The 22,669-nt window shown below is 59.2% G+C and carries 27 protein-coding genes and 1 tRNA gene; 10 read left to right on the forward strand and 18 right to left on the reverse strand.

Annotated elements, in window-relative coordinates:
• Position 1: 1 nt before the first annotated feature.
• Together infC and thrS are read right to left on the reverse strand one after the other, a co-directional pair.
• On the reverse strand, positions 2–553 hold the full coding sequence (gene infC / locus EI969_RS20410; RefSeq protein WP_172668659.1) for a translation initiation factor IF-3: 552 nt from the start codon (positions 551–553) through the stop codon (positions 2–4).
• Entirely contained in the window at positions 553–2,475 is a 1,923-nt protein-coding gene (gene thrS / locus EI969_RS20415; protein ID WP_110656646.1) for a threonine--tRNA ligase, read from the reverse strand. The genes infC and thrS overlap by 1 nt, the downstream gene beginning before the upstream one ends.
• A gap of 375 nt (positions 2,476–2,850) precedes the next feature.
• On the opposite strand from thrS, the gene EI969_RS20420 reads away from it, so the two are divergent.
• The gene (locus EI969_RS20420) at positions 2,851–3,153 is read left to right on the forward strand and encodes a hypothetical protein (RefSeq protein ID WP_160389369.1); all 303 of its coding nucleotides are present in this window, start codon (positions 2,851–2,853) and stop codon (positions 3,151–3,153) included.
• Between the two features lie 292 nt (positions 3,154–3,445).
• Positions 3,446–3,658 (forward strand): cold-shock protein, encoded by a 213-nt coding sequence (locus EI969_RS20425; protein ID WP_003179963.1) that lies wholly within the window; start codon positions 3,446–3,448, stop codon positions 3,656–3,658.
• A 69-nt stretch (positions 3,659–3,727) separates the two neighbouring features.
• On the opposite strand, the gene EI969_RS20430 is transcribed toward EI969_RS20425, so the two are convergent.
• Positions 3,728–4,048, reverse strand: a complete 321-nt coding sequence (locus EI969_RS20430) for an I78 family peptidase inhibitor (RefSeq protein ID WP_160389370.1) — start codon at positions 4,046–4,048, stop codon at positions 3,728–3,730.
• Between the two features lie 165 nt (positions 4,049–4,213).
• Positions 4,214–4,519, reverse strand: a complete 306-nt coding sequence (locus EI969_RS20435; RefSeq protein ID WP_160389371.1) for a hypothetical protein — start codon at positions 4,517–4,519, stop codon at positions 4,214–4,216.
• 132 nt (positions 4,520–4,651) lie between these two features.
• Here EI969_RS20435 and EI969_RS20440 point away from each other — a divergent pair, with 132 nt between their 5' ends.
• On the forward strand, positions 4,652–4,864 hold the full coding sequence (locus tag EI969_RS20440) for a hypothetical protein (protein ID WP_160389372.1): 213 nt from the start codon (positions 4,652–4,654) through the stop codon (positions 4,862–4,864).
• Between the two features lie 24 nt (positions 4,865–4,888).
• Here EI969_RS20440 and EI969_RS20445 read toward each other — a convergent pair whose 3' ends face one another.
• The 8 genes from EI969_RS20445 to EI969_RS20480 all read right to left on the reverse strand — a co-directional run bounded on the left by EI969_RS20445 (position 4,889) and on the right by EI969_RS20480 (position 12,543).
• Complete coding sequence (locus EI969_RS20445) at positions 4,889–5,917, reverse strand: nucleoside hydrolase (protein WP_160389373.1); 1,029 nt, start codon at positions 5,915–5,917, stop codon at positions 4,889–4,891.
• 43 nt (positions 5,918–5,960) lie between these two features.
• Positions 5,961–6,365 (reverse strand): D-ribose pyranase, encoded by a 405-nt coding sequence (gene rbsD / locus EI969_RS20450; RefSeq protein WP_160389374.1) that lies wholly within the window; start codon positions 6,363–6,365, stop codon positions 5,961–5,963.
• Positions 6,362–7,279, reverse strand: coding sequence for a ribokinase (rbsK, locus tag EI969_RS20455; RefSeq protein ID WP_160389375.1), 918 nt, complete (start codon positions 7,277–7,279; stop codon positions 6,362–6,364). Before rbsK ends, rbsD begins: the two co-directional genes overlap by 4 nt.
• A 43-nt stretch (positions 7,280–7,322) precedes the next feature.
• The gene (locus tag EI969_RS20460; protein ID WP_160389376.1) at positions 7,323–8,342 is read right to left on the reverse strand and encodes a LacI family DNA-binding transcriptional regulator; all 1,020 of its coding nucleotides are present in this window, start codon (positions 8,340–8,342) and stop codon (positions 7,323–7,325) included.
• Positions 8,343–8,345: 3 nt separating this feature from the next.
• Positions 8,346–9,323, reverse strand: a complete 978-nt coding sequence (locus tag EI969_RS20465; protein WP_160389377.1) for an ABC transporter permease — start codon at positions 9,321–9,323, stop codon at positions 8,346–8,348.
• Positions 9,320–10,873: a sugar ABC transporter ATP-binding protein gene (locus tag EI969_RS20470; protein ID WP_160389378.1), complete on the reverse strand. Its 1,554-nt coding sequence runs from the start codon at positions 10,871–10,873 to the stop codon at positions 9,320–9,322. Before EI969_RS20470 ends, EI969_RS20465 begins: the two co-directional genes overlap by 4 nt.
• A 54-nt stretch (positions 10,874–10,927) precedes the next feature.
• Complete coding sequence (locus tag EI969_RS20475) at positions 10,928–11,887, reverse strand: sugar ABC transporter substrate-binding protein (protein WP_160389379.1); 960 nt, start codon at positions 11,885–11,887, stop codon at positions 10,928–10,930.
• Between the two features lie 194 nt (positions 11,888–12,081).
• Positions 12,082–12,543, reverse strand: a complete 462-nt coding sequence (locus EI969_RS20480; protein WP_160389380.1) for a hypothetical protein — start codon at positions 12,541–12,543, stop codon at positions 12,082–12,084.
• Between the two features lie 354 nt (positions 12,544–12,897).
• Here EI969_RS20480 and EI969_RS20485 point away from each other — a divergent pair, with 354 nt between their 5' ends.
• From EI969_RS20485 to EI969_RS20495, 3 genes are all read left to right on the forward strand, one after another.
• On the forward strand, positions 12,898–13,986 hold the full coding sequence (locus tag EI969_RS20485) for an asparaginase (protein WP_160389381.1): 1,089 nt from the start codon (positions 12,898–12,900) through the stop codon (positions 13,984–13,986).
• A gap of 181 nt (positions 13,987–14,167) precedes the next feature.
• Complete coding sequence (locus EI969_RS20490; RefSeq protein WP_160389382.1) at positions 14,168–14,437, forward strand: DUF1654 domain-containing protein; 270 nt, start codon at positions 14,168–14,170, stop codon at positions 14,435–14,437.
• Between the two features lie 4 nt (positions 14,438–14,441).
• Entirely contained in the window at positions 14,442–15,131 is a 690-nt protein-coding gene (locus EI969_RS20495; protein ID WP_160389383.1) for an endonuclease, read from the forward strand.
• 83 nt (positions 15,132–15,214) lie between these two features.
• Here the strand turns inward: EI969_RS20495 and EI969_RS20500 are convergent, their stop codons facing one another.
• Positions 15,215–15,580 carry an SPOR domain-containing protein gene (locus EI969_RS20500; protein WP_160389384.1) on the reverse strand — a complete coding sequence of 122 codons (366 nt, stop codon included), beginning with the start codon at positions 15,578–15,580 and terminating at the stop codon, positions 15,215–15,217.
• A 250-nt stretch (positions 15,581–15,830) separates the two neighbouring features.
• Between EI969_RS20500 and csrA the strand changes: the two genes are divergently transcribed.
• On the forward strand, positions 15,831–16,022 hold the full coding sequence (gene csrA, locus EI969_RS20505) for a carbon storage regulator CsrA (RefSeq protein ID WP_053161267.1): 192 nt from the start codon (positions 15,831–15,833) through the stop codon (positions 16,020–16,022).
• 172 nt (positions 16,023–16,194) lie between these two features.
• Here csrA and EI969_RS20510 read toward each other — a convergent pair whose 3' ends face one another.
• On the reverse strand, positions 16,195–16,650 hold the full coding sequence (locus EI969_RS20510) for a DUF2214 family protein (RefSeq protein ID WP_160389385.1): 456 nt from the start codon (positions 16,648–16,650) through the stop codon (positions 16,195–16,197).
• Positions 16,651–16,842: 192 nt separating this feature from the next.
• On the opposite strand from EI969_RS20510, the gene EI969_RS20515 reads away from it, so the two are divergent.
• Positions 16,843–17,595: a carbonic anhydrase gene (locus EI969_RS20515; RefSeq protein WP_160389386.1), complete on the forward strand. Its 753-nt coding sequence runs from the start codon at positions 16,843–16,845 to the stop codon at positions 17,593–17,595.
• A 57-nt stretch (positions 17,596–17,652) separates the two neighbouring features.
• Here EI969_RS20515 and EI969_RS20520 read toward each other — a convergent pair whose 3' ends face one another.
• Positions 17,653–17,847: a hypothetical protein gene (locus EI969_RS20520; protein ID WP_160389387.1), complete on the reverse strand. Its 195-nt coding sequence runs from the start codon at positions 17,845–17,847 to the stop codon at positions 17,653–17,655.
• A gap of 251 nt (positions 17,848–18,098) precedes the next feature.
• On the opposite strand from EI969_RS20520, the gene EI969_RS20525 reads away from it, so the two are divergent.
• A complete protein-coding gene (locus tag EI969_RS20525) occupies positions 18,099–18,305 on the forward strand; it encodes a hypothetical protein (RefSeq protein ID WP_160389388.1) in 207 nt (68 codons plus the stop codon).
• 480 nt (positions 18,306–18,785) lie between these two features.
• Here EI969_RS20525 and EI969_RS20530 read toward each other — a convergent pair.
• Positions 18,786–18,862, reverse strand: a tRNA-Val gene (locus tag EI969_RS20530).
• A 184-nt stretch (positions 18,863–19,046) separates the two neighbouring features.
• Between EI969_RS20530 and EI969_RS20535 the strand changes: the two genes are divergently transcribed.
• On the forward strand, positions 19,047–20,330 hold the full coding sequence (locus EI969_RS20535; RefSeq protein ID WP_160389389.1) for an FAD-binding oxidoreductase: 1,284 nt from the start codon (positions 19,047–19,049) through the stop codon (positions 20,328–20,330).
• 127 nt (positions 20,331–20,457) lie between these two features.
• Here the strand turns inward: EI969_RS20535 and EI969_RS20540 are convergent, their stop codons facing one another.
• Together EI969_RS20540 and EI969_RS20545 are read right to left on the reverse strand one after the other, a co-directional pair.
• The gene (locus EI969_RS20540) at positions 20,458–21,429 is read right to left on the reverse strand and encodes an XdhC family protein (RefSeq protein WP_160389390.1); all 972 of its coding nucleotides are present in this window, start codon (positions 21,427–21,429) and stop codon (positions 20,458–20,460) included.
• 1 nt (position 21,430) lies between these two features.
• Positions 21,431–22,669, reverse strand: coding sequence for a cytochrome c (locus EI969_RS20545; RefSeq protein WP_160389391.1), 1,239 nt, complete (start codon positions 22,667–22,669; stop codon positions 21,431–21,433).

Genomic DNA, 22,669 nt, shown 5'->3' on the forward strand with positions numbered 1-22,669 from the left:
ATTACTTCTTCTTTTTCGGGGCGATGACCATGATCAGCTGGCGTCCTTCCATCTTAGGATGCTGTTCGACCGAACCGTACTCGAGCAAGTCACCTTCAACTCGCTTGAGGAGTTCCATCCCCAGCTCCTGGTGGGCCATCTCACGGCCGCGGAATCGCAAGGATACCTTGGCCCTGTCCCCATCACTCAGGAAACGTACCAGGTTGCGCAGTTTTACCTGGTAATCCCCTTCCTCCGTCCCTGGACGAAACTTGATTTCTTTAACCTGGATCTGCTTCTGGTTTTTCTTGGCCGCAGCAACCTGTTTCTTCTTTTCGAAGATCGATTTGCCGTAGTCCATCAGTTTGCAAACAGGTGGTACTGCATCGGCGGAAATCTCCACCAGATCCAGCTTGGCCTCTTCAGCCTTAAGAAGCGCGTCTTCAATTGACACAATCCCAAGCTGTTCACCTTCAGCACCAATTAACCGAACCTCGCGGGCCGAGATATTCTCGTTGATCGGGGCTTTCGGTGCAGCTCGTTTATCTTGTCTCATTTCACGCTTAATAATAATTACTCCGAATCTGGGCGACCACGCCGGGAAACCGCTTGCGCGAGAAACTCAGCGAACTGGGCGACGGGCATCGAGCCCAGGTCAGCACCTTCACGAGTACGCACAGCGACAGTCTGCATCTCGACTTCCCGATCTCCGATAACCAAGAGATAAGGAACCTTGAGCAAAGTATGCTCGCGGATTTTAAAGCCGATTTTTTCATTTCTCAAGTCAGACTTGGCACGGAATCCGCTTTCGTTGAGGGTTTTTTCAACCTCGGCGGCGAAATCCGCTTGTTTGTCGGTGATATTCATCACCACTGCCTGGGTCGGAGCAAGCCACGCCGGGAATGCACCCTCGTAGTGCTCGATCAGGATTCCGACGAAACGTTCGAAGGACCCGAGGATCGCCCGGTGCAACATCACCGGGTGCTTGCGACTGTTGTCTTCGGAGACGTATTCGGCTCCCAGACGTACTGGCAGGTTAAAATCGAGCTGCAGGGTACCACACTGCCAGACCCGACCAAGACAATCTTTCAGCGAGAATTCGATCTTCGGACCGTAGAAGGCGCCCTCACCCGGCTGCAGATCGTACGGCAGGCCCGCACTATCAAGGGCTGCGGCCAGTGCTGCTTCGGCGCGATCCCACAGCTCGTCGGAACCGACGCGTTTTTCCGGACGAGTGGACAGCTTCATCTCGACGTCTTTAAAGCCGAAGTCGGCATAAACGTCCATGGTCAGCTTGATAAACGCTGCGGACTCGGCCTGCATCTGCTCTTCGGTGCAGAAGATGTGGGCATCGTCCTGAGTGAATGCACGCACGCGCATGATGCCGTGCAAGGCACCCGAAGGCTCGTTACGGTGGCAGGCACCGAATTCGGCCAGGCGCATCGGCAACTCGCGGTAGCTTTTCAGGCCCTGGTTGAACACCTGCACATGGCAAGGGCAGTTCATCGGCTTGATCGCGTAGTCGCGGTTTTCCGACTGAGTGGTGAACATGTTGTCGGCGTAGTTGGCCCAGTGCCCGGATTTCTCCCACAGGCTGCGGTCAACGACTTGCGGCGTCTTGATTTCGAGATAGCCGTTGTCGCGCTGAACCTTGCGCATGTACTGCTCGAGCACCTGGTACAAAGTCCAGCCGTTCGGGTGCCAGAACACCATGCCCGGCGACTCTTCCTGGGTGTGGAACAGGCCCAGGCGCTTGCCGATCTTGCGGTGGTCGCGCTTTTCGGCTTCTTCAATGCGCTGGATATAAGCGGCCAGTTGCTTCTTGTCCGCCCATGCGGTGCCGTAGACGCGCTGCAACTGCTCGTTCTTGGCATCGCCACGCCAGTAGGCGCCGGACAGCTTGGTCAGCTTGAAGGATTTCAGGAAGCGCGTGTTCGGCACGTGCGGACCGCGGCACATGTCGACGTATTCTTCGTGATAGTACAGGCCCATGGCCTGCTCGTTCGGCATGTCCTCGACCAGGCGCAACTTGTAGTCTTCGCCACGGGCCTTGAACACTTCGATCACTTCGGCGCGCGGAGTGACTTTCTTGATCACGTCGTAATCTTTTTCGATCAGCTGCTGCATGCGCTGTTCGATGGCGGCCAGGTCGTCCGGAGTGAAAGGACGCTCGAAGGCGATGTCGTAATAAAAACCTTCATCGATGACCGGACCGATCACCATTTTGGCAGTCGGGTACAGCTGCTTGACCGCGTGGCCAACCAGGTGGGCGCAAGAGTGGCGAATGATCTCCAGCCCCTCTTCATCCTTTGGCGTGATGATTTGCAGCGACGCGTCGCTGTCGATGATGTCGCTGGCGTCGACCAGCTTGCCATTGACCTTACCGGCAACGGTGGCCTTGGCCAGGCCTGCACCAATGGATGCGGCGACCTCGGCTACGGAAACCGGGTGATCGAATGAACGTTGACTGCCGTCGGGAAGAGTAATAGTTGGCATGGCGCCTCCTCTCCTAGTGGTGACCCCTACCAAAGGTCACGTGGGTTGGGATGAGCCAGTACAAGATCCGGTCCAGGCCATTCAATGACGAACGCCTGCCTTACAGCGGCAGGAGCCTTGCGGCCAACCGGAAAACCGAACCAGAGTGACTGGGATTCAAATCAGGGTTAATCGTGCATCTGCCGCTTCCGGGACTGAAGGTCCGTCGGAGCCCGCAAACGCTCGAGCCACGCATGCTAGCACAGATGAACGGTTGCCAAGGTGCGCAGGTTTTGCCGCAGGGTAAATTGGCTGTTTTTATGCAACAGTGCTGAACTTGAAGCGCACTGTCGCCCTCAGATATCAAGATATTTGACCCACAAGGAGTATCTCAGCATGCGTCTGAATCGTTTGTTCGCAGTAGTCACCCCCGTCATTCTCCTGCTGCCGCTGGCCGCCCATGCAGAATGGCCGAAAGGCGAACGAGAGAAATACATGGCTCAGTGCGTGCCTGCCGCTGCCGAGAAGATTGGCACGCCAGCAGCGAAATCCCACTGCGCCTGCGGTGCCGATGCCATCAAATCGTACCCTGCCGCCGATATTTCGGCGTTGATGAATGGTACTGCCAGTCAAGCGTTGCAGAAGGAGGCAATGGGGAAAATTGCCGCCTGCAAGGCCACCAACAAAGAGCAAAAATAAGCCCGGCCCCGCGCTTTGAGCCCCTGAAATACTGTTAAAAAGCGCCCAAAACGGGTCATTTCGTACAATTGATGCAGGTTTTACAGCTTTTTTTATCGTCTTTACTTTCGGCTGAGAGCCTTATAAAACGGGGCTTCCAGCCATTTCAAGAGATAAAGAAACCACGACTGATCGGCAAACAACGCGCCCGGGGGGCTCCCAAACCGAACATTTCGACTATGATACCCGGGTGTGCCCAGTTGGCCTGAGCAGCACAGTACTACTGAAAATATATGTTTCTTGGAGATACACCATGTCTAATCGCCAAACCGGCACCGTTAAATGGTTCAACGATGAAAAAGGCTTCGGCTTCATCACTCCTCAAGGTGGCGGTGACGACCTGTTCGTACACTTCAAAGCTATCGAAAGCGACGGTTTCAAAAGCCTGAAAGAAGGCCAGACTGTTTCCTTCGTGGCTGAGAAAGGCCAAAAGGGTATGCAAGCTGCTCAAGTTCGCCCAGAGTAATTTCCCGGCGCGCTAAAAAAACCCCGTCCATGTGACGGGGTTTTTTATGGGTGAAACAAAAGCCCGGGATCAGCCACAGTTGACGCGGGTGACCACCTTGTTGGCATCGGTGTTCAGGTTCAGGCGATCGGAACGGTACTCCAGCGTCACCATATCGGTTGGCAGCAGGAACCGTGCGCTTTGCGCTCCTGCACGGCTACGCGCCTGCTCCAGCAGTTGCGGCGATGCCTGTTTGCCGAGGGTGAACTCGGCAGCCTTTGCTTCACAGCGGCTGTGCCCCGTGTCAGTCGTCGCAACATCAGGGGTTGCCGACTCCGTAGGGGTAGTGCTGCAACCGGCCAGCGTGGCAACGGCCAGCAAAGTACCCAATGACGCGAGCTTCCAAGGCATGAAGCCTCCTTATTCAATAATTAAGCAGAGATCGTGCGACTACCAGACTGGCGTTTGGTTTCACAGGCAGTGCTGGCGCCCTGCCCGGCATCCGCACGATCCGCGATTTTGCCTGAACGCCGCCCTCCCCCTGACCACTGAATCGTGACTGAATATGAACGGCGCTCAATAGACGTCGATATAGTCGTAGGGCGGATTGGGCCAGTTCTCTTTCAGGGCGTTGAAAATCTGCATGACCCAGACCTCATCGCTGGCCGCGACACGCCCGACATAACCGGAGCCCTTGGCCCAGGTTTCGAGACGAAACAACAAGCCGTCGATATCCGTACCGCCCACGACACCCGAGGAAATATAGGCAATGCCTGCCTTGGTGACTCGCAACTGAGTGTGCTCATCGTCACTGGCGCCGGCCAGTAACTGACGCACAGCCTCGAGGGTCAGGCCATCTGGAGAGCTCAAATCGATCTGCACAGCGCATTCCTTGAATATTCGTCAGGGACCAAGTGTCGCATAGCGCTCCTTTGCTGCCTAAGTCGGCGTGTCAAAAGCCCCGCAAAATGGTTAACTCGGCACTCCGATCTCCCCGACCGCACGAGTGCCATCATGACCACCGTAAGCATCGACGCCGACATCAAGGCCAAGTGGCAGGACGGCCACAGCTCCTACAGTCCAGGCAGCACGGAAGAACTGGCCATCATCGGTATCGACCTGCTGGTCAGGGATATTGGAACCGAAGCCGCGCAATCGTTCATCGAGCAGATTTTCGAAAAACATCTGTCGGATCAAAAGGCCGAAGCCGTCAGCGCGCGGGAGTAAACCCCGCACGCGGGCGCCTGACGCTTATTTCAGTCGGGCCAGACGCTCGGTCAACAGGTCGAAGAAGCCCTGGGCGTCGCCGCTTTCCACCCAAAAGGCGTTCTTTGGCGCATTCAAGCCGTCGTACCAGTCGACGATGGTTTGTCCAAAGGTCGGTCCTTCGCGGCTGTCGACCACCACGTTGACCGAACGACCGCTGAACAATTGCGGCTTGAGCAGGTAAGCGACCACCGTGGCGTCATGCACCGGACCACCTGGAATGCCGTAGTGCTCCATGTCGCCCTTGATGTACTCATTGAGAATGTCGCTCACCAACCGGCTGGCATTGTTATTGAGCGCGGCAATCTGTTGTAGGCGCGCTTCGCTGGTAAGGATCTTGTGGGTCACATCCAGAGGCAGGTAGGTCAGCTTCACACCGCTCTTGAGCACCACTTCGGCCGCTTGCGGGTCGGCGAACAGGTTGAACTCGGCCACCGGCGTGATGTTGCCGCCATTGAAGTGCGCGCCACCCATGACCACCACTTCCTTGATGCCCTGGACGATACCCGGCTCCTGGATCAGCGCCAGGGCCAGGTTGGTCTGCGGGCCAAGCATGGCGATGGTAATGCTGTGGGGCTCGGCAGATTTCAGGGTATCGATCAGATAGGTGATAGCGCTGCCCTTCGTCAGCCCCTTCCTGGGCTCATGCACGGCAATGCCCGACAACCCTTCCTTGCCATGAATGTCCTCGGCGTAGATGGGTGTGCGCATCAGGGGTCGCGGCGCCCCCGCATAGACAGGAACCTCTTCGCGCCCCGCCCACTCCCGGGCCAGCCGCGCATTGCGCGAGGTCTTGTCCAGGCGAACGTTGCCGGCAACGGTAGTCAGCGCGCGAACATTCAGCTCATCCGGCGATGCCAGGGCGAACAACAGGGCGACGACGTCATCAGCCCCTGGATCGGTATCGATGATCAGGTCGATCTTTTGTGCTGCCTGGGCACTCGTTGCGGTAATCAGGGACAAAATCAGCAGACTCCGGAGTAGTTGGTGCAGTTTCTGGGCATAGCGATACATCGCGCACTCCTTGTGCATGGGACATCAAAACGCGGATAGCCAGTCAAAACGTTACGCCGGCGACCAGCACAATGTTGCAGTACGGTTGGCACTCGCCTGTACGAACGATCGCCCTCGCTTGTCGGCTCAGTACCTTGAACTGTTCGTGGGTGAGCACCTCACGCCGACCCAGTGCGCCGTCACCGTCCAGCTCATCCAGTGCAGTCAGGGCCGAGGGCTTTTTATCGAAGATTTCCTGCGCCAGCACATGGCTTTCGACCTGCATCTCGCTGAGCACCACCTTCAAGGTGCTGACAAAATCCGGGACGCCATGGGTCAAGGCCAGGTCGATCAATTCAACGCCTGGAGGAACCGGCAAACCGGCGTCCCCGATGACGACCATGTCGCCATGCCCCAATGAGGCAATCAGCCGCGACAACGCGACGTTGAGCAAGGGTGTCTTTTTCATGGGGTTTTAAACGCCTGCACTTCGCTCAAAACGGGAATCGACGGTTGCGCACCGGCACGGGTGACCGACAGCGCCGCAGCCACCTGCCCGAAACGGATTGCCTGCACTTCATCTTCACCCCCGGCCAGCGCTGCAGCGAAACCTCCGACGAAGGTATCGCCCGCCGCCGTGGTGTCGACAGCCTTTACCACGGGCGCAGGAAAATGCTCGAAGCGCTGGCCATCGGCAAACAGCGAGCCTTGCGCACCGAGGGTGATGATCACCTTGCCGGCACCCATGGCAATCAGCCGGGTCGCTGCGGCTTGTGCGGTTTCCAGGGAGTCCACCACCAACCCCGTCAGGGCCGATGCCTCACTCTCGTTGGGAATCAGGTAATCGATCGACGCATACCAGTCCGGTGGCAGCGGGCGGCTGGCCGGTGCCGGATTGAGGATGACCTTCTTGCCCAGTTCGCGACCGCGCTTGAGCGCATGGCCGACGGAAGCATCGGGCACTTCCAGCTGACAGATGAGTACGTCCGCCGCCTGTATCAACGAATCAAAACGGTCAATGGCTTCAGCGGTCAATGCACCGTTGGCGCCGGGGACGATCACGATGGCGTTCTGACTGCTGTCGTCGACCACAATCAACGCCACGCCGCTGGAGCCGTCAACGGTGCTCACCGCCTGGCAATCAATCCGTTCGGCCAGCAGCGCCCCGCGCAGCGCCTCGCCATAAGCGTCGCTGCCCACGCAGCCGATCATCGACACCCGGGCTCCCAGTCGCGCCGCAGCCACGGCCTGATTGGCGCCCTTGCCGCCGGAAACAGTGGTAAACGACTGACCGATCAGCGTTTCACCGCCCTTGGGCAAGCGTGGCGCCCGGGTTACCAGGTCCATGTTCAAGCTGCCTATTACCACTACTTTTGCTGACATACATTGCTACTCACGATTCTGTTTGGACGCTGGCTATCTGTTTTCAGCGGAACTGGGCAAACACGCCGGCCAGCGGCGCCGTCGATTCACGTATGACGATACTCGGCGTCACGATGCGCTGATCGGTCGCCAGGCCCGGCGTGGCGATTCGCCGCAAAAGCACTTCAGCGGCCATTTCGCCGAGTTGCAGGATCGATTGCCCGACCGTGGTCAACGATGGGTAGACATACCGACTCATCTGGATATCGTCGAAGCCGATCACCGACAACTCGCTCGGTACGCGAATATTGCGCTCGGCGGCGGCCCGCAGCACGCCGATGCCGATCATGTCGTTGGCGGCAAAAATAGCGGTGGGCGGATTGCCTTCCAGCAGAATCGCGGCAGCGCTGTAGCCGCCGGTGCTGGTGAAATCGCTTTCCAGCATGCGCTCGGAAGAGACGTCGATGCCCGCCTCCTTCAACGCCCGGCGATAACCCGCCAGACGCATCTGCGCCACACTGGTGTTTTCCGGCCCGCTGATCGTGGCGATGTCCCGGTGCCCCAGCTCCAGCAGGTGCCGGGTCGCCAGATACGCGCCGTACTCATGGTCGATGCGCACCAGGTCCGCGTCGACACCGTCCAGCCCGCGGTCGACGATCACCATGGGCGTACGGACGCCCTTCAGACCTTGTACCAGGCCACTGTCGCCGCCGGCCGAGGCGACGATCAGGCCGTCGATGCGTTTTTCCAGCAGCACACGCAGGTAGCTGCGCTGTTTGTCCGGGTTGTCGTCGGAGTTGCACAGGATCACGCAGTAACCGTTTCGCTCGCAGTAATCCTCGATGCCCCGGGCCAGTTCAGCGAAATACGGGTTGAGGCTGTTGGGCACCAACAGGCCGATGGTCGCGGTGGTCTTGGCCTTGAGTGAACGGGCCACGGCGCTGGGGACGTAGTCGAGGGTCTTGATCGCCGCCTCGACCTTGATCCGCACTTCTTCACTGACCGGGCGGGTCTTGTTCACCACATGGGAAACCGTCGTGTAGGAGATGCCAGCAAGGGCTGCCACATCTTTGATCGTCGCCATGACTCAGGTCCGCCGGCTTGCGCGTTGACTGCGATAAGTGTCCAGCACCACCGCCACCACGATCACCGCGCCGGTAATGATGCGCTTGGTCGGTTCGCTCGCCCCGATCTGCGCCAGCCCCGCGGCCAACACGGAAATGATCAGGACGCCAAAAAACGTGCTGATCACCGAACCGCGGCCACCCATCAGGCTGGTGCCGCCGATCACCACGGCGGCGATCACCTGCAGCTCAAGGCCGGAACCGGCATTCGGGTCGGCGGCTTCCAGGCGAGAAATCTGGAACAACGCAGCCACACCGGCCAGCAATCCCATCAGGCTGAACACCAGGATTTTGTATGGCTTGGGATTGATCCCCGCCAGTCGCACGGCCTCCTCGTTGGTGCCGATACCGATCAGGTAGCGACCGAACACCGTGCGGGTCAACACGGCCTGGGCGATGAAAATGATCAGCAAGGCAATGATGAATGACGGTGAAATGCCCAAGGCGATCGGATTGGACAGCCAGGCGAACGCATCGCCGATGTAGGCCGTACGCGAACCGGTCATCTGATACGCCACCCCGCGCGCCATTTCCAGCACGCCCAGGGACACGATGAACGACGGGATCCGCCACGCCACCGTGATCGAACCGGTGACGGTACCGGCCAACGCCGCGACGGCCATGCCCAGCAGCGCCGCCGGCAGGACACTCCAGCCCCAGCCGAGAATCGCCACGCTCACGGTCGACGCCGCCAGCGCCAGCACCGAACCCACCGACAGGTCGATGCCGCCGATGATCAACACAAAGGTCATGCCGACCGCCAGCACCATCAGGTCCGGAATCTGGTTGGCCAGGGTGCTGAACGTGTCGTAGGACAGGAAGTGACTGCTCAGCACCGAGAACAGCACGATCATCGCCAACAAGGCACCGGCCAGGCCCAGATAGGTGCCCAGGCCGTAGAAGTTGCCACTGCGCAGGCCGGCGGAAGAAGCGGTTTTCATGGAAGATCCCTAGGCGCGGCTTCAAAGAGCTGCGCATCACGTTTTTGGTAGCCGGCAAAAGCAGCGGCGAGCAACTCATCCTGGGTCCAGCGGTCACGCTCGAACGTATCGATCAGGCTGCCTGCCGACAGCACGCCGATCCGGTCGCAGATCAGCATCAGCTCGCGCAGGTCACTGGAGACCACCACCAGCGCCTTGCCCTTGCGGGTCAACTCACCGAGCAGGTTGTAGATATCGAACTTGGCGCCGATGTCGATGCCGCGGGTCGGCTCGTCGAACAGCAGCACCGAGCAGTCGCGCTCCAGCCAACGACCGATGACGACTTTCTGCTGATTGCCACCGGACAGCTCGGACACCAACTGGACCGGCCCGGAACTGCGAATGCGCATGGCGTCGATCTGACGCTGGGCCAGGGCGCCCTCCTCCCGGTTGTCGACGAAACCGCCGCTGGAGATGCCGGGCATGTTGCCCAAGGCAATATTGGCCCCGATCGACTGGGTCAACAAAAGGCCTTCGCCCTTGCGGTCCTCGGTGATCATCGCGATGCCGTGACCCACTGCATCCACCGGTGAACGGATGCTGACGACTTGCGCCGGCGAGCCCAGGGCAATCGTGCCGCTGTCGGCGATATCGGCGCCGAAGATCAGGCGCAGCAATTCGGTGCGACCCGCGCCGATCAGACCGGAAATGCCGAAAATCTCGCCAGCACGGACTTCGAACGACACGTCGCGAACCTTGTCGGCACGGCTCAGCCCCTTGACCGTCAACACCGGCGCGCCGATCGCGCGAGCGCCCATATCGATGTGTTCGCCGAGCTCGCGACCAACCATCAAGGTAACCAGTTGCTCACTGTTGTAGTTGGCCATCGGCTCGACACAGACCAGGTTGCCGTCGCGCAACACGGCAATGCGCTGCGCGACCCGCGCCAGTTCTTCGAGGCGATGGGAGATGTAGATGATCGATACGCCGCGAGCCTGCAGGCGGGTGATCTGTTCGAACAGCATTTCGACTTCGCGCGCAGTGAGCATCGCCGTCGGCTCGTCGAGAATCAGCACATGACAATCGCCGATCAGGTTGCGGGCGATCTCCACCATTTGCTGATGACCGATGCCCAGTTCGCCGACCAGGGTGTCCGGGTCAATGGCGTCGAGCCCGACCTGGGCCATGGCCGCGATGGCCGCCTTGCGCAACTGCTTGCGACTGATCCAGCCGGCATTGTTGGGCAGGTTGTGCAGGAACAGGTTTTCCGCCACCGACAGGGTCGGCAGCAGATTGAGTTCCTGCATGACCATGCGGACACCCAGCGCCTCAGCCTGAGCCCGGCTACCCGGTTGATAGTCCTGCCCCTGAAACTGCATCCGGCCGGTGGTCGGCGTCACCAGTCCGCCAATGATCTTCGACAGCGTGCTTTTGCCTGCACCGTTCTCGCCGGTCAATGCCAGCACTTCACCGCGCATGAGCGTCAGGTCGATGCCGGCCAGGACCGGTTGGGCGTAGGTCTTGCCGATACCGCTGACCGAGAGGACAGCGTTCGGAGTGGAAGCTGACATAAAACTCTCCACGCGCCCGTCCGGCTGGACGAGCGCCGTTACGTCGCCAGTGGACTACTTGGTAACCAGCTCAACCGGCGTTTCGATCACGCCATTGGCGCCGCCTTCGACCTTTTCACCCTTGAGAATTTTCAATGCCGTCTCGATGCCGAACACTGCCTGCCGGGCCGCAAACTGGTCCGCGGTGGCCAGCACCCGTCCATCCTTGAGCATCGGCTGGATGGCGTTGATGTTGTCATAACCGACCACTTGCACCTTGCCGGCTTTGCCCGCGGCGCGCACCGCAGACACCGCGCCGACCGCCATGCTGTCGTTGCCGGCCAACAGGGCCTTGGTTTGCGGGTATTCGCTGAGAATGGACGCGGCGACCTTGTTGCCCTTGTCGATCTCCCAGTCACCGGATTGCAGGGACACCACCTTGATCTGCGCCGCTTCCATCGCATCCTTGAAGCCTGCGGTGCGCTGCTGGGCATTGGTGGTGGTGGACACACCTTCGATGATGCCGACTTCGTCACCGGCCTTCAGCTGTTTGGCCAGGTAGTCGCCGACCAGCCGTGCGCCCTTGCGGTTGTCCGGGCCCACGAACGGAACATTGATGTTTTTGCTTTTGACGACGGCGGGGTCCAGCTGGTTGTCGATGTTGATCACGGTGATACCGGCATCGATGGCTTTCTTGATCACCGGCACCATGGCCTTGGAGTCTGCCGGTGCAATCACCAGTGCATTGACCTTGGCCAGGATCATCTGCTCGACGATGCGCGTCTGGCCTGCGGTGTCGGTTTCATCCTTGATGCCGTTGGAGATCAGCTCGAATTCGCCGGAGTGATCCTTCTGGTAGGCCTTGGCGCCGTCCTCCATGGTCAGGAAGAACTCGTTGGCCAGGGATTTCATGACCAGGGCCACTTTCGGTTTCTCAGGGGTGGTTTCAGCAAAAGCCGAAGAAACAGGCAGTGCAGCGGATGCGGCAGCCAGCATAGCGACAGCGAGAAGGCGTCCAGCGAATGGCAGCTTCATGGGTTCACTCCGATCTTATGATTATTGTGAGCAACGCTTGCGCTGGCGTAAGCTTCACGACCCAGAGTGAGGAATGCCATCACTCGGGGTCGCGCAAACGTTTGCGTGAAGCAAACTATGCGAACCCTGCCGGTATTTGTCAACGACCTGAAAAGTGCTTTCAGAACGGATGGGCTAAAAAATCGGCACGCAACTCATGCGGTGGTGTTGACCACCGATCCCGTGCCGGAACCCTTGGTCAGCTCCTTGATCAGACTCGCGCTGACTTGCAGGATGGCGCCGTTGGTGTCGGCAACCTGCCCCTGAATGGCTGCCACCGCGGTGGTCTTGGCTTCCGGGGTCGGATAGGAAGCCGCCTGGGCCTGCGCCAATTGCTGCTGTTGCTCACGCAATTGCTGCTGCAACTCCTGCAGACGCTTGAGCAGCACCTTCACCGCAATGCTGGTGTTATCGCTCGCTTGCGGTTCCGCCTTTGCACCGGCACTCTCTCCCAGGCCTACCGGACCGGTTTTGACCTTGTTGCTGTCACTGCCCTTTACCCCCAGCGCGCTGGCAGCCGCCTCCTCTGTCGCATCGCCCACCGCACGAATGGTCGTCGCCGACTTTCCTCCGATGGTGATGCCTGCAGCGTTTGGGAAACCAACAGATAACGACATGTGAACTCCTGCAGAAAAAAGATCCCTTGAAGGAGCATCGACCGGGGCACGCTTTTCTTTAGTCGGTTAACGACAAATTGATGCGTTTAAATCTTCAACAGAACTGCCAGCCGTTTCGGATCGCCGAACACAAAAGATAAACATGTTCGGCAATCCGGACGCCCGGACCCGAAACCGTTTCCGGACACATGCGGCAATACCGTTACAAATCATTAAGTTAAGCGTGTTTTTCGATTCAGGGTGTTACTGGTACAGATCCTGCTCTTCTCCTGGCACCTCCGGCGTTCAGATTCGCCCGAGGCGCATCTAGATGAACCTGCATCTGCACCGTCTCACAACTAGAAGAGAAAAATAATGACATCTGCTCTCAAGACCTTTGTTCCGGGCGCCTTGGCCCTGCTACTGCTTCTGCCTACCGCCCTTCAGGCCAAAGAAGCCGAAACCCAACAGAAACTGGCCAACGTGGTAATCCTCGCCACCGGCGGCACCATTGCCGGCGCCGGTGCCAGCGCCGCCAACAGTGCGACCTATCAAGCAGCGAAAGTCGGCATTGAACAGCTGATCGCCGGCGTTCCGGAACTGAGCCAACTGGCCAACGTTCGCGGCGAACAGGTGATGCAAATCGCCTCCGAAAGCATCACCAACGAAAACCTGCTGCAACTGGGCCGCCGCGTAGCCGAACTGGCCGACAGCAAAGACGTCGATGGCATCGTGATCACCCACGGCACCGACACCCTGGAAGAGACCGCGTACTTCCTGAACCTCGTGGAAAAAACCGACAAGCCGATCATCGTCGTGGGCTCCATGCGCCCGGGCACTGCGATGTCCGCCGATGGCATGCTCAACCTGTACAACGCGGTGGCCGTGGCCAGCAGCAAAGACGCGCGGGGCAAAGGCGTGCTGGTGACCATGAACGATGAAATCCAGTCGGGTCGCGACGTCAGCAAAATGATCAACATCAAGACCGAAGCGTTTAAAAGCGCCTGGGGTCCGCTGGGCATGGTGGTAGAAGGCAAATCCTACTGGTTCCGCCTGCCGGCCAAGCGTCACACCATGGATTCCGAATTCGACATCAAGACCATCGAGAGCCTGCCTGACGTCGAGATCGCTTATTCCTACGGCAACGTCAGCGATACCGCCTACAAGGCGCTGGCTCAATCCGGCGCCAAGGCCATCATCCACGCTGGCACCGGCAATGGCTCGGTATCGTCGCGGGTCGTCCCTGCCCTGCAAGCCCTGCGCAAGGATGGCGTGCAGATCATTCGCTCCTCCCATGTCAACGCCGGCGGCTTCGTGCTGCGCAACGCCGAACAGCCCGACGATAAATACGACTGGGTCGTTGCCCACGACCTGAACCCGCAAAAGGCACGGATCCTGGCGATGGTCGCGCTGACCAAGACCAATGACAGCAAAGAACTGCAACGGATGTTCTGGGAATACTGATTCGCCCTCGCCCGACCGGATCCGGTCGGGCACCGCGGCACCATTCGCCAACCCTGGCGAATGGCTGCCGTTCGATCTGACAAAAAAACCTCCTTCGCCTTACGCCAAACGGGACAAACCGCTGTCAGAGGAATTTCTTGATTTATAAGCAGTTGCGAAATGGCCTACAGTTAAATACTGTATGCACGTACAGCTTAATAAGGATAATCCTGTGGACACCACCTCCGACTCTCCCGAGACCTATGTACGCATGGGCCTGCGCGTTCAGAAAATCATCAACTCACCCACCGCACAAAAGGCCAGGGCAGCACTGATCTTCCGCCTTGCCGACGAGCCGGTGGATGAATGGGAACGCCTGCTGGAGGAAATCGACGAAAACGACAACGTCACCCTCGCCTATCGCGACGATGGCGGCGTGCAGATTTTCTGGGTTGTGCCGAAGGAAGATTGAGTCGATGAGTGCCCGCTGGTTTGTTTTACTGCTGTTGTTTTTTGTCATGGGTGCGCAGGCCGATGCCCCGCGCACTTTCACCGAAGCGAAGAAGGTCGCCTGGAAGCTCTACGCCCCTCAGTCCACCGAGTTTTACTGCGGCTGCAAGTACACCGGCAACCGGGTGAACCTTGCCGCCTGCGGTTATGTGCCACGCAAAAATGCCAAGCGCGCATCCCGCATCGAATGGGAGCATATCGTTCCGGCCTGGCAAATCGGTCATCAACGCCAGTGCTGGCAAGAAGGCGGCCGCAAGAATTGCACCCGCTACGACCCGGTTTACCAGAAGGCCGAGGCTGATTTGCACAACCTGGTGCCGAGCATTGGCGAGGTCAATGGCGATCGCAGCAACTTCAGCTTCGGTTGGCTGCCCGAGCAATCGGGGCAGTATGGTTCCTGCCTGACCCAGGTCGATTTCAAGGCCAAGAAAGTCATGCCCCGCCCTTCCATTCGCGGCATGATCGCCCGGACTTACTTCTACATGAGCAAGCAATATGGCTTGCGCCTGTCGAAACAGGATCGGCAGCTGTACGAAGCCTGGAACAAAACCTATCCGGTACAGGCCTGGGAACGCCAACGTAACCAGAGCGTGGCGTGCGTCATGGGGCGCGCCAACGAGTTCGTCGGCCCGGTGGACATGAAGGCCTGCGGCTGAACCCGCACACCTGAAACAAAAAAAGGCCTCGAGACTGAACCCCGAGGCCTTTTTTGTTCACTGGATATCTGCGTTACAGAAGGTTATTGAGTGGCAGGACGCTCAAGCACCAGCAATTCGATGTTCTGTTTCTTCGCGCGAGTGAGCGCCGCGCGGACTTCATCCTGCTTGGCTTCGGCCTCGGCTTTGGAATTGTATGGCCCCATCAGGATTCGCGTATTGCCATTTTCCTTGAGGATGCTGGACATGAAACTGTGCTCGATCAGCCAGCCACTCAAATCACTGACGGCCTGAGGGGTTTCACCTCGCACTTCAAGGTCCCATTGCGGGCCGGACACTGCCGCCGGTACGGCAGCCATGGCCGGTTTCGGCTTCGGCGCATCCACTCCGCTGCCCTCGCCACACCCTGCCAGTGCCAATATCGCGATTACCAGAACCATTTTGCGCACGGCGTTTCCCTCTAAATGCATAAAGCGGCGATTTTACCATCCATGAATACTTCGCGAGTGCCGTAAAATGGGCTCAAAACAACGAGAATGATGGTTGCGGCCTCTGTATAGTTACGCCTTGGGAATTAATGCCACATCTGTGCGTCAGAAAGAGGCACCCAAACCGTCAGACTTCGCACTAATCTATACATACCACCGACTTCTGCACTGTCCGAATCAGGTGCCCCACAAAGCAATCAAGGAGAAGACCATGCTGATACTCACCCGCAAAGTCGGTGAAAGCATTAATATCGGTGATGACATTACGATCACCATCCTGGGCGTAAGCGGCCAGCAAGTCAGGATTGGCATCAACGCCCCGAAGGACGTTGCAGTGCATCGTGAAGAAATTTACCAGCGCATTCAGGCCGGCCTGACCGCCCCGGAAAAGCCGCAACCCTGAATTCTGCTGCAGTCAGTAGCCAGCCCGTTCAATGTGCAACCACGGCTGGCTAAAGATTCAGTATCGCCTCACTCCTGCAAGCCTCAAGGGGTTCGATACTAGCGGCAAGCCCAATGCCCAGGCTGTCAGACTTTTCCGGTTTATCCCAGGGAAGGACGCGTTCATTGCGTGGTTAACCGAACATCACCCCGCGCGCCATGCCAGTCGCCGCCACTACCATCAACAACACCAACAGCGCCTCGACATGACTGATGCGTGCAAACAGCTTCGCACGCCCAGTATCGAAGGCCACTTTACGGCCCAGCGCTATCCGCCATTTGATCAACGTCACCATTGGCGCGATCTCCAGCAGCAGGATCAGCACGAACAGGGTCATCTTCAGATGAAACAGCGGCTGATGCAGGTAATAGTCCGTGCCTTTCTCGTACCCGCCAAAGGCTCGCATCCCTCCACTGATCAGCAAAACGACAGCTGAAATCCCCCAGACATTGTCCGCCATCAGGACACCGCGCACCTGTGCGGACCCATCGGCCAAACGCCGAAAAGCCGTGCCTCGAACCAACACCGCCCAAAATCCCAGGGCCAATGCCAAAAGATGAACCGCCGCCAGAATCCAGTGAGTCAGCATCGAGAAGCTCCTGCCAGTTCGAAGATTGTATGAGCCTGTCAGTAGTAGCCCATGAAATGGTCGGCTGCACGGCAGTCCGCTACACAATATGACAGACCAACTAGACTCCACTGCGCTGGTTCGAGCATCCAAGGCAAGGCCAGCCCCCAACCGCAACTCACTCTCACCGCATTGAACTGAGTAAACAAAATCATGTGTAAATCATGTGATTCAAGCTCTGCTTCAAACACCACAGGCCGTCGTCGTTTTCTTCAATTTGCCGGATTGAGCGCAGGCGCCCTGCTGCTGACCGGCATACTGCCCGGCAAGATCCTCCAGGCAGCCGAAAAACCGTCAGCCCCACCAAAACCGCAAAACGTGATCAGTCCCGACATGGCGCTGAAAAGACTGATGGAGGGCAATGAGCGATATGTAACCGGCACTTCCAAAACCCATGATTTCAAAGCTGAGCGAGAGGCCCTGGTGTCGGGGCAAAATCCGTTCGTGGCAGTGCTGAGCTGCTCTGACTCGCGCATCGCCCCGGAGTACGCGTTTGACACTGCGCGCGGCGATCTTTTCTCCATCCGCGTCGCGGGCAACTTCGTGACCCCGGAAGGCTTGGCCAGTTTGGAATACGGGGTCGCCGTACTGGGCGCACCGCTGATTCTCGTGCTCGGCCATGAGAGCTGCGGCGCCATCGAGGCCAGTATCAAGGCCGTCAAGGATCAGACGATTTTCCCCGGCCATATCCCGAAACTGACCGATGCACTCAAGTCGGCGGTCGAGACAGTGCTCAAGCAACCCGGGAGCCTGATGGAAAACGCCACCGAGCAGAACGTCAAAAATTCCGTCGACAGCCTGAAACAGGCCTCACCCTTGCTGACCGATGCGCAGAGTAAAGGCGTGCTGAAGATCGTGGGCGGCGTCTATCGCCTGGCGACCGGCAAGGTAGAGCTGATCGCCTGATCCGCAACACGCACAGCACCAGCATGCGAAGAGCCCAGCGCGACGGCTGGGCTCTGGTTACCTGCGGTTTTCCAACATCTTGTCCGCGAGGGTCCTGGCCCTCTCGATCAGCAGGTTCTGCCTGTCTTCGTGGGTAACCCCGCCCACAATCGGGGCAGTCAAATTGCTTTCGGCAATCAATGCAGCGCAGAAGTATCGATCCCAGACGGCATTGTCTGCGGGCGCGTGTTTGCTCGCTTGATCCTCGTTCATGGGCAGCTCCTTTCAATGAGGTCGCACACCCAGTTTACGCCCGAATGATAAAGAATCCGGCCCATCCCCCTCAGCGGCCCGCCACTCGTCGCCTGCCAAATCACAACGAGCAATTCATTGGCGCCCGTGGCTTGAGGATTGCACAGAACGCGCATAACAGCGCTGAACCGACATAATTCTGACGCTGCAGCCATTCAACCAATGCTTAAGGACGCCAGCGATACGCTTGGTCAGTCACCGGGAGATACAACGTGTCAACGCTCAACGAAATCGCAATGAACCACGCGCGAATGGCTAAGGAAAAGGCAGCAGAGTCGATCGAACTGAGCGAGCGCCACCTCCAGATAGTCGGGAGCTTCGAAATACCGTCCATTGATGTGCAACAGAATATCCCGCTGCACTTGATCGCTGGTGCGCAGGATGGGCATCTAGCCCAGGTGACGGGTTACGCGCTCTGACCTTTGATGAGGCAAGCGACTGCCTGTTGACACCACCGGGCAAACGAGCAAAATTCATCCGACCCTGTCACTCCTGCACATCCAGGATGTGAGCCGAACCAGCCTCGCCAGAGAAATCTGCCGGGGCTTTGTCGTCTTCGGCTTAGGAGAAAGACATGTCTAGAGCTCAACGACGACACGATACACGCCGCATAAAGGCTCGTTTCGAAAGAAACCAGAGAACCAAGGACTGGGAAGCCACTGCTCGAGATGCTGGCGTCTTCGCAAATCATGGCAAGGTCTGCTCTTGCTGGATGTGCTGCAACCCGAGAAGGCTCGGTGAGCGCACCCTGCAGGAATTGCGAGCGGATTTTCCCACTCAAGAGTGACAACAGAACCCGGGCGTTGCGTTGTGAACGCCCCGCATCAAATCCAGGACAACAAAAAAGGGCCCACCTTTCGGTGAGCCCTTCCAGACCGCCCAGCAGAGCGGATTTTGTTTGGTAGGCGCGATTGGACTCGAACCAACGACCCCCACCATGTCAAGGTGGTGCTCTAACCAACTGAGCTACGTGCCTGCTGTGAGGCGGCATTCTACGGAATTCCGGAGGGGTGTCAACACCTTTTTTCGAGCTAACCCTATGAATATGCAAAATATTTAATTTTGCCGGTACAAAGAAGATTTTCCGGGTGGCTGGCGGGGGATTTTCAACTCGGGTAGGATCGATGCACTCGTAAAATATATTAAACAGAGGCTGCAGGATGGCTAACACCCCCTACCCAGAATCCTACTACGCCGCATCGGCCAACGCGGTTCCGCCGCGCCCTGCATTGCAGGATGATATCGAGACCGATGTCTGTGTGATCGGCGCCGGTTATACGGGGCTGTCCTCTGCCCTGTTTCTGCTGGAGAACGGCTTCAAGGTCACGGTGCTCGAGGCGGCCAGGGTGGGTTTCGGCGCGTCCGGGCGTAATGGCGGGCAGATCGTCAACAGCTATAGCCGTGATATCGATGTGATCGAGCGCACGGTCGGTCCCAAGCAGGCTCAGTTGCTGGGGCAGATGGCCTTTGAAGGTGGCCGGATCATTCGTGAGCGAGTTGCCAAGTACAACATTCAGTGCGACCTGAAGGACGGTGGCGTGTTCGCCGCGATGACCGCCAAGCAGATGGGGCATCTGGAGTCGCAGAAGCGCCTGTGGGAACGTTTCGGTCATACCCAGCTGGAACTGATGGATCAACACCGCATCCGAGAAGTCGTGGCCTGCGATCAATACGTCGGCGGCATGCTCGACATGAGTGGCGGGCACATCCATCCGCTCAACCTGGCGCTGGGTGAAGCGGCGGCCGTCGAATCCCTGGGCGGGACGATCTACGAGCAGTCACCGGCCGTACGCATCGAGCGCGGCGCCAATCCGGTCGTGCACACGCCGCAGGGCAAGGTCAGGGCCAAATTCATCATCGTTGCCGGTAACGCCTACCTGGGCAACCTGGTGCCGGAGCTGGCCGCCAAGTCGATGCCGTGCGGCACTCAAGTGATTACCACCGAGCCATTGGGCGAAGAACTGGCCAAGACCCTGCTGCCCCAGGACTACTGTGTCGAAGACTGCAATTACTTGCTCGACTACTACCGCCTCAGCGGCGACAAGCGCCTGATTTTCGGTGGTGGCGTGGTGTACGGCGCGCGGGATCCGGCGAACATCGAAGCGATCATTCGACCGAAGCTGCTCAAGGCCTTCCCGCAACTCAAGGACGTGAAGATCGATTACGCCTGGACCGGCAACTTCCTGCTGACCCTGTCGCGCCTGCCCCAGGTCGGGCGCCTGGGTGACAACATCTACTATTCCCAGGGTTGCAGCGGCCATGGCGTGACCTACACGCACCTGGCGGGCAAGGTGCTGGCCGAAGCCCTGCGCGGCCAGGCCGAGCGCTTTGACGCCTTTGCCGACCTGCCTCATTACCCGTTCCCGGGTGGACAAATGCTGCGTACGCCGTTCGCGGCGCTGGGTGCCTGGTATTACGGATTGCGGGACAGGTTCGGATACTAAGCGACACGCAATACATTGTGGGAGCGAGCTTGCTCGCGATGAGGTCGTAACATCCAACATATTCGTTGGCTGCCAGACCGACATCGCGAGCAAGCTCGCTCCCACAGTTTTTTTGGGTGGGGGGGGGTTAGAGACGATCTCGGGGGATACCGCTGCGAATCCGCAGGATATCGGCCAATACCGCCAGGGCAATCTCCGCCGGCGTCTTGCTGCCCAGGTTGAGCCCGATGGGCGCGTGAATCCGCGCCAACTCGACCTCCCCCAGACCGCCAATGCGCCGCAAACGCTCGAAGCGCTTCTGCGAGGTCTGCATGGAGCCCATCACACCGATGTAAAACGCCTCGGTGCGCACAGCCTCCATCATCGCCAGGTCATCGATACGCGGGTCGTGGGTCAACGCCACCACCGCGGTGTCGCTGTGACAGCCACCGTCGGCGATGAACACCGACGGCAGTTGACGGCGAATCTCCACATTTTCCAGCACGACGCCTTCGAGCACTTCGTCCCGCGGATCACACAGAATCACCTCGAAGCCCAGGCCTACGGCAAACTCCGCACAGGCCTGGGCCACGCTGGAATACCCCGCCAGCAGCAAGCGCTGGGCCGCGCCGACGCGCACACGCACCCGGTCGATTTCACGCTCGATACGCACACCCTGCTCACGATCATCGAACAGGCTACGCACACCGCTTTGCAGATCCACTTCGCGGATCAACCGACGCCGGCCAGACAGCGCCGACTCCAGCTCGCGCAGATGCGCTTGCACCGCGCAATCGGCCTCCAGCTTCTCGACCAGCACGTCCAGCACCCCGCCGCATGGCAGGCTGACGCGCGAGCGTGGGTCGTCGCCTTCGCCGTAACGAACAACGCTGACCGGCTCCAGAAACGCGCCCTCGGCGACTCGCTCGAGAAAGTCTTCCTCGACACAGCCACCGGACAACGAGCCAATCCATTGCCCTTCAACGTTCACCGCCAGCAGCGAACCCGGTGCGCGCGGTGCAGAGCCGTAAGTGGCGAGCACCGTACACAACCAGATACGCTGACCGGCCGCCGACCACTCCAGCGCCCGGCGCACCACTTGCAGATCCAGATGCTGCATATCAGTGGGCCTTGTGCTCGAGCGGCGGCGCATCGGCCCGCAGCTTCTGCACGTCGTTTACCGCCAGATCATTCGGCTGACCGCCCCAGCCCTGACGCAGGTAGTTCAGCAGGTCCGTGAGTTGCTCATCGCTCAACTTCTTGACGAACCCCGGCATTGGCTGCATGTGCTCGAAACCGGAGAACTTCTGTTCACCGATACCGTCGTCGATCACCCTTACCAGGTTGCGCGGGTCTTCCAGGCGCAGCGTGGTATTGCCACGCATGGCCACGGCGATGTGCGGCTTGCCTTCGCCACCAGGCGCGTGGCAACCGGCGCAGACATTCAAATATTCCTGACGGCCGCGCTGGGCGCTCGGGCTCAGTTTGTCCACAGGCACTTCGGTGAGCACTTTCGCCGCGGGCGGCTGATCGCCGAGCAGGAAGGTCGCCATGGCGGCCAGGTCCGGATCGCTGAGGCCCTGGGTGCTGTTGTGGAACACCGGGAACATTTCGTTGAACATCGTGCCCTGGGCGCTCATGCCGTGTTTGAGGAACGAGCTCAGGTCCTGATGATTCCAGCCACGGGCCGCCAGGTCAGTGGCCAGCAGGCTCGGCGCCAGATAGCCATTGAGAATGCCGCCGGTCATGCGCTTGTCCATCTGCATCGCACCGGGCAAGCCGCGTGGGGTGTGGCATTCGCCACAGTGCCCGAGCACGTCGACCATGTACTGGCCGCGCTTCCAGGCTTCGCTCTTGCCCTCGGCAGGCGCAAGCTTCACGTCCTTGCCGTACATCATGTTCCAGCCCATCAGGCCCAGGCGCACGTTGAACGGGAAGCTCAGGCTGGTGACCGGCGCGGCGCGCTCGATCGGCTCGACGGTTTTCAGGTAGGCGTGAATCGCGTCGGAATCTGCACGCGGGATCAGGTGATACGAGGTGTACGGCATCGCTGGATACAGGTTGGCGCCATCGCGGCGCTTGCCTTCAGTCAGCGCGGCGAAGAACTCGTCGTCGCTGTACAGGCCGATGCCGTGCTCTTTGCTCGGGGTGATGTTGGTGCCGTAGATTATGCCGAACGGCGACACGATCGGCAGGCCGCCCGCATAGGGCGCGCCACCCGGTGCGGTGTGGCACGCCATGCAGTCGGCGGCACGGGCGAGGTATTCGCCTTGCTTGACCTGCGCATCATCGGCGTGAGCTGCCACCACAGGCGCAGCCAGACCAACCGCCAATGCCAGACGGCTAAGTAGAAGCTTCAT

Origin of the sequence: Pseudomonas sp. PB101 (genome assembly GCF_009764265.1) — a bacterium.
In the GTDB taxonomy this organism is placed as follows: Bacteria; Pseudomonadota; Gammaproteobacteria; order Pseudomonadales; family Pseudomonadaceae; genus Aquipseudomonas.

What these genes read in the sequence shown, in the direction of transcription:
- thrS (WP_110656646.1), bottom strand. Translation starts at nt 2,475, where the DNA reads ATGCCAACTATTACTCTTCCCGACGGCAGTCAACGTTCATTCGATCAC.
- EI969_RS20420 (WP_160389369.1), top strand. Translation starts at nt 2,851, where the DNA reads ATGCGTCTGAATCGTTTGTTCGCAGTAGTCACCCCCGTCATTCTCCTG.
- EI969_RS20425 (WP_003179963.1), top strand. Translation starts at nt 3,446, where the DNA reads ATGTCTAATCGCCAAACCGGCACCGTTAAATGGTTCAACGATGAAAAA.
- EI969_RS20430 (WP_160389370.1), bottom strand. Translation starts at nt 4,048, where the DNA reads ATGCCTTGGAAGCTCGCGTCATTGGGTACTTTGCTGGCCGTTGCCACG.
- EI969_RS20440 (WP_160389372.1), top strand. Translation starts at nt 4,652, where the DNA reads ATGACCACCGTAAGCATCGACGCCGACATCAAGGCCAAGTGGCAGGAC.
- EI969_RS20445 (WP_160389373.1), bottom strand. Translation starts at nt 5,917, where the DNA reads ATGTATCGCTATGCCCAGAAACTGCACCAACTACTCCGGAGTCTGCTG.
- rbsD (WP_160389374.1), bottom strand. Translation starts at nt 6,365, where the DNA reads ATGAAAAAGACACCCTTGCTCAACGTCGCGTTGTCGCGGCTGATTGCC.
- rbsK (WP_160389375.1), bottom strand. Translation starts at nt 7,279, where the DNA reads ATGTCAGCAAAAGTAGTGGTAATAGGCAGCTTGAACATGGACCTGGTA.
- EI969_RS20460 (WP_160389376.1), bottom strand. Translation starts at nt 8,342, where the DNA reads ATGGCGACGATCAAAGATGTGGCAGCCCTTGCTGGCATCTCCTACACG.
- EI969_RS20465 (WP_160389377.1), bottom strand. Translation starts at nt 9,323, where the DNA reads ATGAAAACCGCTTCTTCCGCCGGCCTGCGCAGTGGCAACTTCTACGGC.
- EI969_RS20470 (WP_160389378.1), bottom strand. Translation starts at nt 10,873, where the DNA reads ATGTCAGCTTCCACTCCGAACGCTGTCCTCTCGGTCAGCGGTATCGGC.
- EI969_RS20475 (WP_160389379.1), bottom strand. Translation starts at nt 11,887, where the DNA reads ATGAAGCTGCCATTCGCTGGACGCCTTCTCGCTGTCGCTATGCTGGCT.
- EI969_RS20480 (WP_160389380.1), bottom strand. Translation starts at nt 12,543, where the DNA reads ATGTCGTTATCTGTTGGTTTCCCAAACGCTGCAGGCATCACCATCGGA.
- EI969_RS20485 (WP_160389381.1), top strand. Translation starts at nt 12,898, where the DNA reads ATGACATCTGCTCTCAAGACCTTTGTTCCGGGCGCCTTGGCCCTGCTA.
- EI969_RS20490 (WP_160389382.1), top strand. Translation starts at nt 14,168, where the DNA reads ATGCACGTACAGCTTAATAAGGATAATCCTGTGGACACCACCTCCGAC.
- EI969_RS20495 (WP_160389383.1), top strand. Translation starts at nt 14,442, where the DNA reads ATGAGTGCCCGCTGGTTTGTTTTACTGCTGTTGTTTTTTGTCATGGGT.
- csrA (WP_053161267.1), top strand. Translation starts at nt 15,831, where the DNA reads ATGCTGATACTCACCCGCAAAGTCGGTGAAAGCATTAATATCGGTGAT.
- EI969_RS20510 (WP_160389385.1), bottom strand. Translation starts at nt 16,650, where the DNA reads ATGCTGACTCACTGGATTCTGGCGGCGGTTCATCTTTTGGCATTGGCC.
- EI969_RS20515 (WP_160389386.1), top strand. Translation starts at nt 16,843, where the DNA reads ATGTGTAAATCATGTGATTCAAGCTCTGCTTCAAACACCACAGGCCGT.
- EI969_RS20520 (WP_160389387.1), bottom strand. Translation starts at nt 17,847, where the DNA reads ATGAACGAGGATCAAGCGAGCAAACACGCGCCCGCAGACAATGCCGTC.
- EI969_RS20535 (WP_160389389.1), top strand. Translation starts at nt 19,047, where the DNA reads ATGGCTAACACCCCCTACCCAGAATCCTACTACGCCGCATCGGCCAAC.
- EI969_RS20540 (WP_160389390.1), bottom strand. Translation starts at nt 21,429, where the DNA reads ATGCAGCATCTGGATCTGCAAGTGGTGCGCCGGGCGCTGGAGTGGTCG.
- EI969_RS20545 (WP_160389391.1), bottom strand. Translation starts at nt 22,669, where the DNA reads ATGAAGCTTCTACTTAGCCGTCTGGCATTGGCGGTTGGTCTGGCTGCG.